Below are 13871 nucleotides of genomic sequence, written 5' to 3'. Positions count from 1 at the left end.
CTGGACAACGACTTGAATTCTTACGCAATGCCAGCCTATCAGTTTTAGATATATGCTTCGGTACTCCCTCTGATTCAATATCTTTTTGGCTAACCTTGCTCATTTTGAATTCCTAGGTAAACATAACAGTCTGTTTATGAGGAACAAGTCCTCATAATAATTATTACCGGGAATCCCGCTTAGTATATCTTGTGAACTCTCGGCACACGCAACATATTGATTTATAAAAGCTTCTAACTATCCGGCTTTTTGGCATTAAGTAACAGAGAAATTAATTTAAGCATTTAGCTTGACATATAATACAGAATGCTTACTGTCTATAAAAACAGTTTTCGGAAAAGGAATTCCACATGCTCAAATCACCGTTCCTTCAATCCATCTACCAATACATGCTCGCCAGGCATTTTAGCCGTAGAACAATAAAGGTATATCTGTACTGGATCAAGGGATATATTGTATTCAACAATAAGCGCCACCCCATCGAGTTTGGCGAAAGCGAAGTAGAAGCTTTCCTGACATATCTATCAGTCAAACGGCATGTCGCCCCGGCACACGGTCTGTTACCCTTAATTCGCTTGTGTTTCTATACAAAAACATTATCAATCGCCCACTAGGCGATGTTGGTCAATTCCGTCGCGCCAGGCGTGAACCAAAACTCCCGGTAGTGCTCACTACGAACGAAGTCACTCGCCTGCTTAGTCAATTGAAAGGAACTCACTGGCTAGTAGCTGCGTTAATGTACGGCTCAGGGCTAAGGAGAGTAGAACTGGCACGTTTACGAGTGAAGGATATCGGTGAATCTGGAATCAGTAAATTTATCCGCAGCGCTCGGCATAAAGCGGGCATCTCAAAAGAAACCAGCAGCCATACGTTACGCCACTGCTTTGCTACACACCTGCTACAATCGGGGGTAGATATACGCACGGTTCAGGAGCAACTGGGCCATACTGATGTGACGACTACTGAAATATAAACTCATGTCCTCAAACGAGGAGCGCAGGGAGTGCAAAGCCCTTTGAGTCGATTGTAAGGCGCGGTACACAAAACTATTCTGCCGTGGGGGAATGACCGGTTACTTGATAGAAGTGTAAACGGTAGTGTTCAAAATTGTAATAGACAGACCCTACCTATTCTTAAGCGCCTCCGTAAATCTCTATTGAGTGAACTGTCCCTAAAACTCCGACACTACTTATCGGTCGCGGGCTTTTTAGGAACAAAACCAACTTTATAACCAAACGGCCGGCCAATTTTATTCAGAGTTTCAACCGTTGGATTGCCACGCCCCCTTTCGATATCCATCAAAATGCGCGGTGCAACATTCGCCACTTTGTTAGCATAATCAGTCTGGTTCATACCTACAATCTTTCGCATCCGCCGTATGGCCTCTCCCAGAGATAACTCACCCGCCATAAGAGAACGCTTTAGTTCAGCTTTAAGTTCTGTAGCATGCTCGGGAGGTTTCATCGTACGACCTCGTTGAATAGACGCGCTAATTACCCAGCGCTTTTAACTGCGCAACATGCTGTTCTATCACAGGCATTCGAGCAGTGATAATCTCGCGATCGACCTGGGCACTGTCCATGATACCCGGCAATTGCTCCAGTAAACCAGCGAAGGCTGTAAGCTCAACCTTTAGTCGCTCCCGGGAAATACCGCCTGGCAAAGCAGCAATGACTTTTTCCCAGACTGGGCAGCCCCCAACCTCTTGCTCACCCTCCCGGCGACAGGCTCGCGGGATACCTTCAGGGTCCAAATACATGGGAGCAAAATCAAACAGCGGAGTCAAAGTCACCAGGCCATTTTCATAACGAAGGTATTGTATCAGTTGACCGGGCATCAACAGCCTCTCTAATACGCAAATTGCCCGGAGGAAAAGCCGTCCCGCGCAACAACAAAGGCCAGTCAGCTGCATCTTCATCAGCTATTTCCAATCGCTTCAACCAGTGGGCACGGCCGGCCCCGCCAGGGAGAATATCCAACAAAAAAGCAGGCCAGCTTTGCTCATCATGCAGATCGAAATCAACAGGGTAACGACAACTGACACCAGCCTTCACCGCCTGTGGATCATCAATATGTTCACAGGCATAATCCAGCAAATACTCCATTCGGCAAGCGCCATTGTGGCCAGCTGCCAAATCCGCAGGCGTGATCGTGGCGGCCGCCCACCAGTGGCCCTCCCTGAATATCTCTACCGTTGCTTGCTTTTTCATCACAAGCCCTCACATTGGCCACTATAATAGCTATATAAACTCAACTTTACATACAAATAGGCCATTGTAATAGCCTATATAATTGGTTGGTCAAAGAGAGGAAGTAAAGGCGCGGAAAGCTGTTCTAGCTTCTGTGCGCTAATTCCGGTGCTGAATTACCTGATCAGTGCGACACCAGCCGGTGGCGCATCTGCTTCTCGAATTCCAGAACCAACAGCAGCGCTACCCCAACGGCGACGATCTGCAGGCCTTCCTGCAGGCTCAGCGGACGGGTGTCGAAAAACGCTTCCATAAACGGCGCGTAGGTAAATAAAAACTGCAGTGCGGTAACTGCCGAGATTGCGATAAGCACCGGCCGGGTGCCGGCGATACCTCGCAGAGTCAGCGAAGGATTGTTGAGGTAGCGCACCGAGAACAGGTAGAAAATCTCCATCACCACCAGGGTATTGACCGCGATGGTTCGCGCCTCCTCCACACTGGCCCCCTGGGTCTGGGCAAAAGCGAATTTGCCGAAGATCCCGCCGCAGAAAAGCGCTGAGACCAGGGCGACGCGCCATACCACGAAGTGGGAGAGAATAGGCTCGTCCGGGCGGCGCGGCGGCCGCTGCATAACGCCGCGCTCCGATTGCTCGAATGCCAGGGTCATAGCCAACACCACGGAGCTGACCATATTGACCCAGAGAATCTGTACCGGCGTAATCGGCAGGGTCAGGCCGAGTAAAATCGCGATAATAAGACTCAGGGACTCACCGCCGTTGACCGGCAGTAAGAAGACAATGGCCTTCTTGAGATTGTCATAGACCGTCCGACCGGCGTTTACCGCCGCGGCAATAGTGGCGAAGTTATCGTCGGCCAGCACGATCTCCGCCGCTTCCTTGGCCGCTTCCGTACCCTTGCGGCCCATAGCGATTCCGATATCGGCCCGCTTGAGCGCCGGTGCGTCATTGACACCGTCACCGGTCATGGCGACCACCGCGCCGCTGTGCTGCAGCGCTTCGACCAGGCGCAGTTTGTGTTCGGGGCTGGTGCGGGCGAAGACGTCGACCTGCGTTGCCTGCCTGCACAGGGCATCGCCATCGAGAGCGTCGATATCGGTTCCCTGCAGCACCGTATCGGTGTTTCCCAAGCCGAGCTGGCGGGCGATGGCCCGAGCCGTGCCGGCGTGGTCGCCGGTAATCATCTTGACTTGAATGCCGGCAGCCCGGCATTGCGCGACGGCCGCGACCGCCTCCTCCCGTGGTGGGTCGATCAGGCCGACGAGCCCCAGTAACGTCAGGTTGTCCTCCACATCGTCGAACACGAGCGCCTGGTGATCGCCACGGGTTTTCTTTGTGGCGATGGCGAGCACACGCTGGCCGCGGTCAGCCACGGCGTGGGCCTGGGCATGCCAGTGGTCGAGGTCGATGGGCTCGTCGCTGTGGTCCTCCCGGCGCTGGTGTGCGCACATCTGCAACAGCCGCTCAGGGGCCCCTTTTACATAGATGGCGGCCTCTCCCGTATGGTCGTGGTGGAGACTCGCCATAAAACGGTGCTGGGCGTCGAAGGGAATGGCATCGGTCTGCGGGTTGGCGCGGCGTTCGAAGGTCGGGTCAAGACCCGCTTTGTGCGCCAAGGTTAAAAGTGCACCTTCCATCGGGTCGCCGATAACCGTCCATTCTTCGTCGTGACCGGAAAGTTCCGCCTCGCTGCACAGCAGTGCCCCGCGCGACAGATCGATAAGCAGTGGATAGTCGGCGGCAGCGATATCAGCGCCGTCGAGCAAGAAGCCGCCGTGGGGGGCATAGCCCGATCCCGAAACGGCAAACAGCCGCTTGGCTGTCGCCACCGAGGCTACCGTCATTTCATTTTTGGTCAGGGTTCCGGTCTTGTCCGAGCAGATTACCGACACCGATCCCAGCGCTTCTATCGCCGGTAGGCGGCGAACGATAGCGTGCCGCTGCGCCATACCTTGCACGCCAATCGCCAGGGTCACCGTCAAAATTGCCGGCAGCCCCTCGGGAATAGCGGCCACCGATAAACCGACCACGGCCATAAACAAGTCACTAAAACTATAGTCCGCCAGGGTCAATCCGAACAATAAAATTGCCGCGCTGATGGCAAGAATAGTCAGCGTCAGCCATTTGGCGAATACCGCCATCTGGCGGATCAGCGGTGTGGTGGTGGGCTGCACCTCGGCGATCAGTCCGCTTACCCGCCCCAGTTCGGTGGCGGCGCCGGTTGCCACAGCAATACCCTTGCCCTGTCCGGCTGCAACCATGGTGCCGCTGAAAGCCAGGGATTGGCGATCGCCGAGCGGGGCAGAGGGCGAAACTGCATCGGGTGCTTTGTCAACGGCAACAGATTCCCCGGTCAGTGCCGCTTCCTGAATCTTCAATCCGCGGACTTCCAGTAGCCGCAGGTCGGCCGGCACCCGGTCCCCCGCTTCCACTATCACGATATCACCGGGCACGATATCCTCACCGGCGATGGTCTGCCTTCGACCTGCCCGCACCACGGTGGCCTTGGGTGCGAGCATATCGCGAATGGCTGCCAGCGCCTGTTCGGCTTTTCCTTCCTGGACAAAGCCGATAACGGCGTTAACCACCACCACGGCCAGAATAACCCCGGTGTCGACCCAGTGGCCGAGCACGGCGGTGGTCCCGGCCGCCGCCAGCAGGACATAGATTAAGACGTTGTGGAATTGCAGCAGAAACCTCAACAGCGGTCCCTGCCGTCGTGGTTCGGGCAGGCGATTGGGGCCGCAGCTTGAGCGGCGCTGGTGCACGTCATCGTTGGCCAGGCCGGTTTCGGCATTGGAGCCGAACACCGCGAGAGCTTCGGCAAAAGATCGATGGTGCCATTCTGAGGGTGGACTGGTCTTTATCTCTGCATCGATTTTTGCTTGCGGCATTCCCACCCTATCCTGTTCAGCGCCGCGGCTGACACACGTCAGCCGCTCTCTTTGTGTTGATACCAGTAGTGTTGGTGCCAGCTCGGCTCGAAAGTCGCGTGCTGATTGATAAAAGCCTCCAGATCCTTGACTGCCATCCGCAACTCCCGCCCGAGTTTTATGGCACGCAGCTCCCGATCATATATCCGGGGTCTGACGGTCGGCTCCCGCACTTTCAGGAGCTTTTCGGCTTCTATTGTTATCGCAGATGGTTTGCTGGGCATGACTTAAAATATGTTGAAAGAGCTTAACATACTTAAAATCCGCTCAAAAGATATAGAGAGCTTTCAAAGTATTTGAAAATAGCTGAAAGTGATGAATATATTTAGAATTGCTGGTTTTTACCGGCTCTGTGAATCCAATCAACTGGATTGAAACCAATACCGTATTCCGCTGCAGTTTGATGCTGTATCTCATTGACATACAGGTGTTTTAGAGAGACCTGTCCTCGTTACCTTTAAGTGCCTCATCGATTTAAGCCGGTTTATGAAATGCCTAAACGAGCCTATTGCCGGGCAAGCCAACAAAGAGGACCAGAGAACCGGCCATTTCCGGGAGTCCCGGCAAAGGTCATAAGTGCTGTTAACTGAGGAAGCATGATTGTCTTGCATGGCCTGTGTTGACCTCAATCCAATCCAGACAGGCCTGGCCAAGGCGCATGAATGCTCTGGTTACACCGGTGTCAAGGAACGTATAGCGCCGCAATTTGATTTGGTCAACACCATTGGCGAGCAGAAAACATAAGGGGTGCTTAATCACTTCGATCTGTCTTTAAAACCGTTTAAAATCTCCTTCTGAAAACCTCAACAAGACATGTTTTCAAAGGTTTTTGCGCGTTAAATTAGTGGCGCCAGATATTCCTCACCAATCCTAAGGCATTTTCCTAAACATCGCAGTTGATTTTTACGTTATTTCAACAATCTCAGCCATGCTGATAAAGCGACTGTGCATAACTCAGGTGGGTATTTTGAGAATGCCTGTCCCTATTCTCTCGTGCATAAGCGGTACGCTCTAGCGCGTCGGACGGAACCCTAAAGGGCGTAGTACACTTAATGCGCTTGTCGTGGCGCAACCGGTTGCTCTACAGCGTACCTGCCATTTGAGTTAATGTAGAGAACCATTTCAGTCTCAACAGTAATTTTGTGTTCACCTTTCGCTTTAGAGCTGAAGAAGCTGCTTGGCGATAGCGCGATTCTCGCTTCGTTGTTATTCCATTGATGGGTAGCTTTACCTCTCACTACTACAGCTTTTAACCCATTGTCGTTTTCGATTGAACCTTTGAAGCCTGCTGGTAGTTTGACAAAGCTGCCATTAGCTAGATGAGGCTTCCCCCATAAGTACGCTATTTGTACGGTGCTTTTCTCCAGCTGCTTCACATCTCTAGCATCGAGCCAAACCAGATTGCGCTCATCTAAATTTATTGGACGCTCCCCATTATCAAACGCCTTTTCTGCAGAAAGAACGAGGTACGGACCGCTGTCGATTTCTAGGTAGATGAGATTATCTGGCCCATCCGCTGCTGTGATATGGCTTTCACCCGCAGGTTGAGTCCAAAACGAGCCGGGTGGCAGCCACATTTTCTCTGCCGCGGGATCGTCGTTATGCATTAACCCTTCGATTACTACGCCGCGGTAGGTAATGTTATGGATATGTGGTGGTGAAGAGAACCCTTTTTTAAACTTCACTAACATACCTGTTGCTATACCTTTGGTGCGATCTCCCCATAAGTCGGCTGCTCTTGGGCTGGCATCGCCTCTGAGAGGGTTAAGTAGACCCCACTCAATATTGTCCGTAGCTAATACCGAGTGATCATCGGCCTTTGATGGTATTGCAGTTGTCCCCATTGCCAATGCTAATACTGTAAATTTTAACTTACCCATTTTCACTTCTTTTAATTCGATTCAAAACCACAAAAAAAGGTTGCCTATAACGCCTGGACATGGGGAGGCTGGAGCAGCACAAAAGCTGTCCAAGCATGCGTTTTTTGCGTGCGAACACAACACTTTTGCTATTTGCTTGATGGATAAATAGAAATAAATTTATACCCAAAAACTTTCTTTCCCTCACTAATACAATGAGTTTTTTGCTCTATTTTAAGCGGCTTACTCTTACCAGAAGTACCTAAGACAGAATATTGAGGATTTACGAAATGCCCTTCTTCCTTCTCAAGAGTAAAAGTATAACTACCTATTGTGCTTGGCTTTTCACTAGCTGAATCAAGGTTAATGTCATAAATAGGGTTGGACTGTGTATGGTTACACCTAATTTTCTGACCCTTCTTAGCTCCAGTGTAATTAAATGAGAAGCCATACCATGTACACTTGAGAACTTCATTTTTCGACACGCATAAACTTTGCCCTGTAATATATATTTTCTCTGCCTCAAAGCAGACCCACCCCATATCATCTTTATTAATACCACACATATGGCCAAATTTGAAATCGGATATTTCAAGGGCTGATGCTTTTGCCGCGAGCAATAAAAAAATAACAGCGATAAGGTTTTGCAAAATATTTTCCCTGGTTTTTGAATGACACGGGCACTTAACACAAAGCTCTGAGACGGAAGAGCGATAGCGATGACGTCCCAGCCGCGCTTTTCAACGGCTTGCCCGCTACAATGCTTTTGTTAAAGTTAGACGAGATTGATTTGCGCATAAGCTAAGGCCATCGATTCAATTTCCTCGCCACAATCATAGAACTCACTATCGCATTTATCCCAAAGCTGTAATTCATCATTTTCTGTAATACTATCAAGGTGTGAATATCTCGAATCTTCGTCTAGAGATGGAATTTCGCCAAAAATCTTAACTGCTTTTAACGCTATTGTTTTAAATAGTGTTGAGCCAATTACCTCAAGTGCTGGTACTAAATCATAAGACAACTCACCAGTGCTGTTAAAAAAGAATTGATAAAATCCACCATTGTTTACTTCTGTCAACATTCCATCTACGGCATAAATATATCGCTCTTCTTGAGAGAGAGACTCCAGTCCATGACTCTGTTCTTTATACATAATGATAGCTGACAAGTTACTTAAGAGTTGGTAAGGTTCGGCTTCATCTTTGCACCTCAAAACATCTTTGTAAGTACGTCCAAAAGGCAAAAGCTCATCAGATACGTTAAGCTCCTTAGTCTCTAAACCGGGCAAATGAGCTACCCTGTCTGAGTCTTTCATAAGCCCCATGCGAACGGCTTTATCTTCATATTTCTGCAACTCGGATCTTTTGTCTGGGCCTTTAAAACATGGCATGCAATAGCCCTTAGTTTTTTCAATCGTCGAAGGCAGTGCTTTAGCTCCACATTTTTTGCAGGGTACTCGATCCATACTTACCTCTAGCGTTGATTTTTAGCGGTGCCTGTTCTTGCTGTTGCGTAGCGGAAACTTTCTCCGACAGCAGCTCTTGTTAGGCCCGATGAGGATTGAATCGCTCATTAACTTCATTGCAGCCTTCTTCATGAAATAAATCGGTAGTCATCATTATTGAATAAGGTTCAAATTCATTTACAAATCTTTCAGCGTTTACAGATATATCAACTGCTGGCGAGAAGTATTTATCATCATAATCTTCAGCAATAAAACCGAGATCTGTGCGTTTGATTGTCTGATCAACAAGATATCCGGCAATGTGCTCCTCTTGTGTAATCTCAAGCCAAATCCTCCCTCTAGGTTGAACAATACGCACAGAAACAATATCTGTTTTTAACCATTTTGCATATGTACACGTAACCGGAATCCAACCTACTCTCCTTGAGGCCTAACGCCTCCATAGCCGGCAGTGAAAAGCGCAGCTTTTTGCTGTCCGGCGGCCATAGACCGCGAAGTTAATGCGCTTGTTACGCCGTTGTTAGTCAGAGATTTCTATTGAGTTAACAAAACACTCGCCTGCGGTATTTTTGTGAGAATCGTCAACAGCAAGCCTGATTCTTTTACCTGAAATTTTTGCAGCTAGTGCCATAGAAAAAGTCCTAGCTCCAAACTCTCCGGAACGAAAACGAGCAATGACATAACCAGCAGAACTTCTAGGACACGAACCTGCCGATGTAAAACCATTGAGGAGAATATAATCTCCGTCTGATCTTGACTCTATTGCCCCTAATCTTTGTATAGTATCTGTTCTATCAAAAGAGGCAGCACTAGTGATACTAGAAACCATTACAAAAAAAACTTTTATTATATGTTTTTTCATACTATTGAATCTCCTTATCGGTATAACAGTCTGTCTATGAGGAACAAGCCCTCAATGGCGTTTGCTGGGACAGGCACTCCTAAATTGACAATCTAACACTCTTATCCTAAGATCGCTACTCCTCGATCGTTAATGGACCTAACGATGACTCGACCTCGAAAAGCACTCGTCTCTGTTCAAGATACCCCCTACTACCACGTAGTTTCCCGTTGTGTCCGGCGTACCTTCTTATGTGGCATCGATCAGCACACCAATCGAAACTACGAACACCGCCGCCAATGGATTGTCAACCGCATTCGGTTGTTATCTTCTCTGTTCTCGATTGACGTCTGTGCGTATGCCGTAATGTCCAACCACTACCATATCGTCGTCAAGCTCAATCCAGAGCAAGCCGAGTGCTGGCATGATGCTGATGTCATTAAACGCTGGACCAGCCTGTACAAAGGCCCCTTGCTAGCCCGACGTTATCAAAGCGGCGAGCCTTTGACACCTGCCGAATTGGCAACCATCGCCGACATCATCGCCGTGTGGCGCCAACGCTTGACCGATTTAAGCTGGTTTATGAAGTGCTTGAACGAACCTATTGCCAGAGAGGCTAATAAAGAAGATCAATGCACCGGCCACTTCTGGGAATCTCGTTATAAGTCCCAAGCGTTGTTAACTGAAGAGGCTCTGTTGAGTTGTATGGTCTACGTTGACCTCAATCCAATCCGAGGGGGCCTTACCAAGATGCCTGAATGCTCCGACTACACAAGCGTCCAGGAACGTATAGCGCCGCGATTTGATTTGGCCAACGCCATTAAAGAACAGAAAACGCAGGGCGCTTTTAGTCGCTTTGCTTTGCCTTTAAAGCCGCTGCTGCACTTTTCCGATCGCATCACGGACAAGGCATGCCCTGGGGTTCCGTTTAGTCTTACTGACTATTTGGAGCTGGTTGATTGGACGGGACGAGCTATTCGAAGTGACAAGCGAGGGTCTATCCCTAATAGCTTACCGCCGCTTTTACAGCGGCTTTCAATGCCACCCAAAACCTGGCTACAATATAGCCAAACCTTTGAACAAGTCCACACAGCGCTATTCAGAAAACCCCGGGCTCGCAAAAAAGTCGCTTAAAATCGTTTACTGAAACTTCTATCAAGGCACACCTTGACGGGTATTTGTGCCCTAGGCTAATGGTGTTGGCTATATTTTCATAGACTTACAGCCATTTTTTAATCATCGGTTAATTTTTACACTATCTCAAAAGCCCCCGCCGCTTTAAGAAAAGACAGCTTTCTCTTTGGTGAGTATTCTGGCTGCGCCTTCTTGTTATTTTTTAGCGGTGCCTGTCCTCGCTGTTCGTTAAGTGCATCACCAAAACTTGCCCCTTGAACAAGAGATTCTACAAGTTGGGCTGCAAAGAGAGCCGCTCCGGCCACGTACCAAACAGCGGCTTCAAGTAGCGAGAAGGGTCAAGTCTTGACTAATAGTTAGAGCTTAAATCTACGGTTTTTTCTATCAGAGTAATAATTCAACAGTATCGCTTACGATAACTCAGCTAAAACCCTTGATGAAAAAGGAAAAGAAAATCGTTGCCCGTTGCTGGCTTAATACTATTAGTCAAGACTTGACCCCTCAATTCTCAAAATGCAAAGTCCCTGGCAATGCGCATTGCCGGGGGCTTTCAAGTTATTAAAGAATCAGTGTCCCCAGCCCCTCTTACGTACAGCTTCCCTCTATGCAGAAGTCCAAGGTTTATATTCGTATGATTTTTTACTTCTACTAGGCATCATACAACCAAAAATTGACTTTCTTTCAACTTGAATGTCTTCATAGCTATCCAGCTTGACATGCCCTTTGTGCAAAATACATTTACCTAGCGAAAATGTTTCTTCTTCTGTCACACAGCCCTGCGAAACACTATTCATCAACTCATTTAAATAATCAGCATTAGGTAGCCTTTGTCCTTCATATTCTTCATAGAATATTTTCTTACCTATATTAATAGTCAAAAAGCAAGGAACGCATTTATCAATTGTAATGTTTAAATTGCAACCAGATTGAGAGATCGGCTTGTAATCAAAGTTGATAAATATTGGATTGTCTTCAATTTCACATATAACCAGATTTTCATCTAAAGAAGCATTAAAAGCTTCAACAACATTTAATAATTCTCGAAAGCGATGATGTAAATTACCTGCCATTTTTTTACATCCTTGCTAGGAACAACAGACCAAGGTCTTTTACTGCCATGATTGCCTACACGATATTCAAAGTGATAAGCACTTTTGCCTTTACCTCCGTATCTGCTCCAACCTAAACGACGATAGCCTTTATTAAAAAAGCCAGTTTTTCCATTACGCAAATACCGATTTCCAAACAAAGGCCCACGAGGTCCAACCAGATATTTTCCTCCCTTAAACCCAGCACCACCTAGAACAGGTAAACTTGATAGCTCACCACTAAAGTAATATCCAGAGTTATAATTAACGCTTCCGTCAACATTTAGACTATTGCGAATATAACCTGTTAACCCAAACGAAATGCCATCCCCAAACCCAGCTGCAAAATCAACCGCGCCTTGCGGTAAACTCGGCCACTCCATCGCTAAAATGGGATTGCCATTTTCATCAAAATATCCCGCCGTGTAGGCGCGATTACCATCACTATCAAGAAAGTACTCTTCGCCATTTTCATCCGTGTAAAGCGGTGCTTCACCATCATCACTGAGCGCCGATTGCACCACTGCCGCAAAAGCCGCCGTCACCGCCCCATTTGCAAACTTACCCCCAGTCGCCTCTGATAAAGTGCCACCAATCACAATCTTGGCCACAACGCGACCACTAGAACCAAGAGCATCTCCAAGCTTGGTTCCTTTGGCTACGGAACCTCCGAGCAGCCCCCCACACCGGCACTGATAAACCCATGACCAAACTTACCTCCCTGTAGCGTGCTGGTAATTCCACCAACCACACCAAAAGCCGGCGACTGGGTCAGCAGCTCACTGCCACCAATAAAATCCCATGCAGAGGTACCTATAGCAGAAAAAGCTGCGCCGGAAATGCCGGATATAATACCAGCTTTAAGTGCATCACCAAAACTTACCCCTTGAACAAGAGATTCTACAAGTTGGGCTGCAAAGAGAGCCGCTCCGGCCACGTACCAAACAGCGGCTTCGGCCGCTAACACAATGGCGGCAAATAGGGAGAAGTAGGGAGAAGGGTCAAGTCTTAACTAATAGTTAGTGCTTAAATTTAAGGTTTTTTCTATCAGAGTAATAATTCAACAGTATCGCTTACGATAACTCAGCTAAAACCCTTGATGAAAAAGGAAAAGAAAATCGTTGCCCGTTGCTGGCTTAAATACTATTAGTCAAGACTTGACCCCTCAATTTCCTGACTCAGTCTTTTTAGCGGCGCCTGTCCTCGCTGACTCGGACTCGCTTGCTGACTCGTGTGCCTGTCCTCGCCATGTGCCTGTCCTCGCCATCCTCGCCATGCCGTCCCCGCCATGCCTTTTATCCTTCCGTCATCTTAACCATTTTTTACACTGGCTTGGCCAAAATTCACTCATCCCTTTGATAGCTACTCAGCACCATCATTCCTCCTATAAAAGAAGGGAGGACCACTAGCAGACTGATCAATACAGGTACTGATGGCTCAACGGTTTTCTCGGACATCTCATATCCGCAGTACACACAAAACAGAGTAAAAACAAAACCAACAGTAAATGCTGTTAAGGGTCCAAAGTTACATCTCTTAACAACAGCTGTCGCCAGTCCAAAAAGACAGGCGGAAACTATAACTGGCAGCCACTCTAAAATCACTTTATGGCCATCTCTTCTAAAACCCAAATATGTCGTTAGCAATTTGATTTGTAGCAACGTTTCCACTCAATATTCGGGTGCGCCACACGATCTCCGCTGCTAATCCACCGCCAGATGCAGATACTAATGAATTAGTTGCCCAACCACCTACAGCCCCTAGAGTTCCTGAAAAAAGCAGTCCTCCCGCTGATATATCTTGACCACTAAAATATCTAGGAACCGTATGCATCGTCATTCCAATTACTGCACCGCCTAGAGCTGGCACGCCTGCTATAGCAGAGCCCCCCACAACAACAGCACCAGAAGCAATCTTCGCATTTCTATTAAACGCTCTCGCCTTATCCTTTTGCAGAAGGTCATAGTAGGATGCATAAAACAGAGTACCTGTATTTCTGGGTAGCGCATCAAATGCACGCCGTGCGGCCACCGTGTTGTCAACCGTTAAAACACTCCCACCTTGCTCACCACCCACTTCTTCAACAAACACATAAGGCCGACCACTGGCAGCCTCTGTATTCGGATTCACTAACGCAACCGTATCAAAACTGCCATCGCCGTTAGTGTCCACCATCCTCGGTTGCGGTGCTGTAATGTCGGGTCTTGTGTTTGACGTGAAGGCCGATTGCGCTATCGCACTGAATGCCGCATACGCCGCCCCGTTTGCAAACTTACCCCCAGTCGCCTCTGATAAAGTGCCACCAATCACAATCTTGGCCACAACGCGACCACTAGAACCAA

Annotated in this window: 17 protein-coding genes; 3 read left to right on the top strand and 14 right to left on the bottom strand. The window is 48.3% G+C overall.

Annotated elements, in window-relative coordinates; genetic code table 11:
- Positions 1-350 precede the first annotated feature (350 nt).
- Both FKG94_RS29035 and FKG94_RS29445 read left to right on the top strand, forming a co-directional pair.
- On the top strand, positions 351-614 hold the full coding sequence (locus tag FKG94_RS29035; protein ID WP_218943594.1) for a phage integrase N-terminal SAM-like domain-containing protein: 264 nt from the start codon (positions 351-353) through the stop codon (positions 612-614).
- A 122-nt stretch (positions 615-736) separates the two neighbouring features.
- Complete coding sequence (locus FKG94_RS29445) at positions 737-973, top strand: tyrosine-type recombinase/integrase (RefSeq protein ID WP_218943596.1); 237 nt, start codon at positions 737-739, stop codon at positions 971-973.
- A 212-nt stretch (positions 974-1185) separates the two neighbouring features.
- On the opposite strand, the gene FKG94_RS20985 is transcribed toward FKG94_RS29445, so the two are convergent.
- From FKG94_RS20985 to FKG94_RS20940, 10 genes are all read right to left on the bottom strand, one after another.
- Positions 1186-1464 (bottom strand): helix-turn-helix domain-containing protein, encoded by a 279-nt coding sequence (locus tag FKG94_RS20985; protein ID WP_142928903.1) that lies wholly within the window; start codon positions 1462-1464, stop codon positions 1186-1188.
- 25 nt (positions 1465-1489) lie between these two features.
- A complete protein-coding gene (locus FKG94_RS20980) occupies positions 1490-1837 on the bottom strand; it encodes a hypothetical protein (RefSeq protein WP_142928902.1) in 348 nt (115 codons plus the stop codon).
- Positions 1803-2210 carry a hypothetical protein gene (locus FKG94_RS20975; protein ID WP_142928901.1) on the bottom strand — a complete coding sequence of 136 codons (408 nt, stop codon included), beginning with the start codon at positions 2208-2210 and terminating at the stop codon, positions 1803-1805. Before FKG94_RS20975 ends, FKG94_RS20980 begins: the two co-directional genes overlap by 35 nt.
- Before the next feature lie 163 nt (positions 2211-2373).
- Positions 2374-5100 carry a cation-transporting P-type ATPase gene (locus tag FKG94_RS20970; protein ID WP_142928900.1) on the bottom strand — a complete coding sequence of 909 codons (2727 nt, stop codon included), beginning with the start codon at positions 5098-5100 and terminating at the stop codon, positions 2374-2376.
- Positions 5101-5138: 38 nt separating this feature from the next.
- On the bottom strand, positions 5139-5363 hold the full coding sequence (locus FKG94_RS29395; protein ID WP_142928899.1) for a helix-turn-helix domain-containing protein: 225 nt from the start codon (positions 5361-5363) through the stop codon (positions 5139-5141).
- 825 nt (positions 5364-6188) lie between these two features.
- Positions 6189-7019, bottom strand: a complete 831-nt coding sequence (locus FKG94_RS20960; RefSeq protein ID WP_142928898.1) for a DUF4437 domain-containing protein — start codon at positions 7017-7019, stop codon at positions 6189-6191.
- A 128-nt stretch (positions 7020-7147) separates the two neighbouring features.
- The gene (locus FKG94_RS20955; protein ID WP_142928897.1) at positions 7148-7648 is read right to left on the bottom strand and encodes a hypothetical protein; all 501 of its coding nucleotides are present in this window, start codon (positions 7646-7648) and stop codon (positions 7148-7150) included.
- A gap of 125 nt (positions 7649-7773) precedes the next feature.
- Positions 7774-8466 (bottom strand): DMP19 family protein, encoded by a 693-nt coding sequence (locus FKG94_RS20950; RefSeq protein WP_142928896.1) that lies wholly within the window; start codon positions 8464-8466, stop codon positions 7774-7776.
- Positions 8467-8545: 79 nt separating this feature from the next.
- A complete protein-coding gene (locus FKG94_RS20945; protein WP_218943593.1) occupies positions 8546-8824 on the bottom strand; it encodes a hypothetical protein in 279 nt (92 codons plus the stop codon).
- Positions 8825-8986: 162 nt separating this feature from the next.
- Complete coding sequence (locus FKG94_RS20940; protein WP_142928894.1) at positions 8987-9328, bottom strand: hypothetical protein; 342 nt, start codon at positions 9326-9328, stop codon at positions 8987-8989.
- A 144-nt stretch (positions 9329-9472) separates the two neighbouring features.
- Between FKG94_RS20940 and FKG94_RS20935 the strand changes: the two genes are divergently transcribed.
- Positions 9473-10441, top strand: coding sequence for a transposase (locus FKG94_RS20935; RefSeq protein ID WP_142928893.1), 969 nt, complete (start codon positions 9473-9475; stop codon positions 10439-10441).
- 602 nt (positions 10442-11043) lie between these two features.
- Here the strand turns inward: FKG94_RS20935 and FKG94_RS20930 are convergent.
- From FKG94_RS20930 to FKG94_RS20915, 4 genes are all read right to left on the bottom strand, one after another.
- A complete protein-coding gene (locus tag FKG94_RS20930; RefSeq protein ID WP_142928892.1) occupies positions 11044-11511 on the bottom strand; it encodes a hypothetical protein in 468 nt (155 codons plus the stop codon).
- Positions 11472-12140, bottom strand: coding sequence for a hypothetical protein (locus tag FKG94_RS20925; RefSeq protein ID WP_142928891.1), 669 nt, complete (start codon positions 12138-12140; stop codon positions 11472-11474). Before FKG94_RS20925 ends, FKG94_RS20930 begins: the two co-directional genes overlap by 40 nt.
- A 47-nt stretch (positions 12141-12187) precedes the next feature.
- Entirely contained in the window at positions 12188-12496 is a 309-nt protein-coding gene (locus FKG94_RS20920) for a hypothetical protein (protein ID WP_142928890.1), read from the bottom strand.
- 653 nt (positions 12497-13149) lie between these two features.
- Positions 13150-13851 carry a hypothetical protein gene (locus FKG94_RS20915; RefSeq protein WP_142928889.1) on the bottom strand — a complete coding sequence of 234 codons (702 nt, stop codon included), beginning with the start codon at positions 13849-13851 and terminating at the stop codon, positions 13150-13152.
- Positions 13852-13871: the final 20 nt, after the last annotated feature.

This window comes from Exilibacterium tricleocarpae (genome assembly GCF_007004655.1).
Taxonomy (GTDB): Bacteria; Pseudomonadota; Gammaproteobacteria; order Pseudomonadales; family Cellvibrionaceae; genus Exilibacterium; species Exilibacterium tricleocarpae.
Note: the sequence above shows the minus strand (reverse complement) of the source record. Positions and strands in the feature narration are given on the sequence as shown.

Bases quoted from the DNA above. Each gene is read 5' to 3' on its own strand.
- FKG94_RS29035 (WP_218943594.1), top strand. From the start codon at position 351: ATGCTCAAATCACCGTTCCTTCAATCCATCTACCAATACATGCTCGCC.
- FKG94_RS29445 (WP_218943596.1), top strand. From the start codon at position 737: ATGTACGGCTCAGGGCTAAGGAGAGTAGAACTGGCACGTTTACGAGTG.
- FKG94_RS20985 (WP_142928903.1), bottom strand. From the start codon at position 1,464: ATGAAACCTCCCGAGCATGCTACAGAACTTAAAGCTGAACTAAAGCGT.
- FKG94_RS20980 (WP_142928902.1), bottom strand. From the start codon at position 1,837: ATGCCCGGTCAACTGATACAATACCTTCGTTATGAAAATGGCCTGGTG.
- FKG94_RS20975 (WP_142928901.1), bottom strand. From the start codon at position 2,210: ATGAAAAAGCAAGCAACGGTAGAGATATTCAGGGAGGGCCACTGGTGG.
- FKG94_RS20970 (WP_142928900.1), bottom strand. From the start codon at position 5,100: ATGCCGCAAGCAAAAATCGATGCAGAGATAAAGACCAGTCCACCCTCA.
- FKG94_RS29395 (WP_142928899.1), bottom strand. From the start codon at position 5,363: ATGCCCAGCAAACCATCTGCGATAACAATAGAAGCCGAAAAGCTCCTG.
- FKG94_RS20960 (WP_142928898.1), bottom strand. From the start codon at position 7,019: ATGGGTAAGTTAAAATTTACAGTATTAGCATTGGCAATGGGGACAACT.
- FKG94_RS20950 (WP_142928896.1), bottom strand. From the start codon at position 8,466: ATGGATCGAGTACCCTGCAAAAAATGTGGAGCTAAAGCACTGCCTTCG.
- FKG94_RS20940 (WP_142928894.1), bottom strand. From the start codon at position 9,328: ATGAAAAAACATATAATAAAAGTTTTTTTTGTAATGGTTTCTAGTATC.
- FKG94_RS20935 (WP_142928893.1), top strand. From the start codon at position 9,473: ATGACTCGACCTCGAAAAGCACTCGTCTCTGTTCAAGATACCCCCTAC.
- FKG94_RS20930 (WP_142928892.1), bottom strand. From the start codon at position 11,511: ATGGCAGGTAATTTACATCATCGCTTTCGAGAATTATTAAATGTTGTT.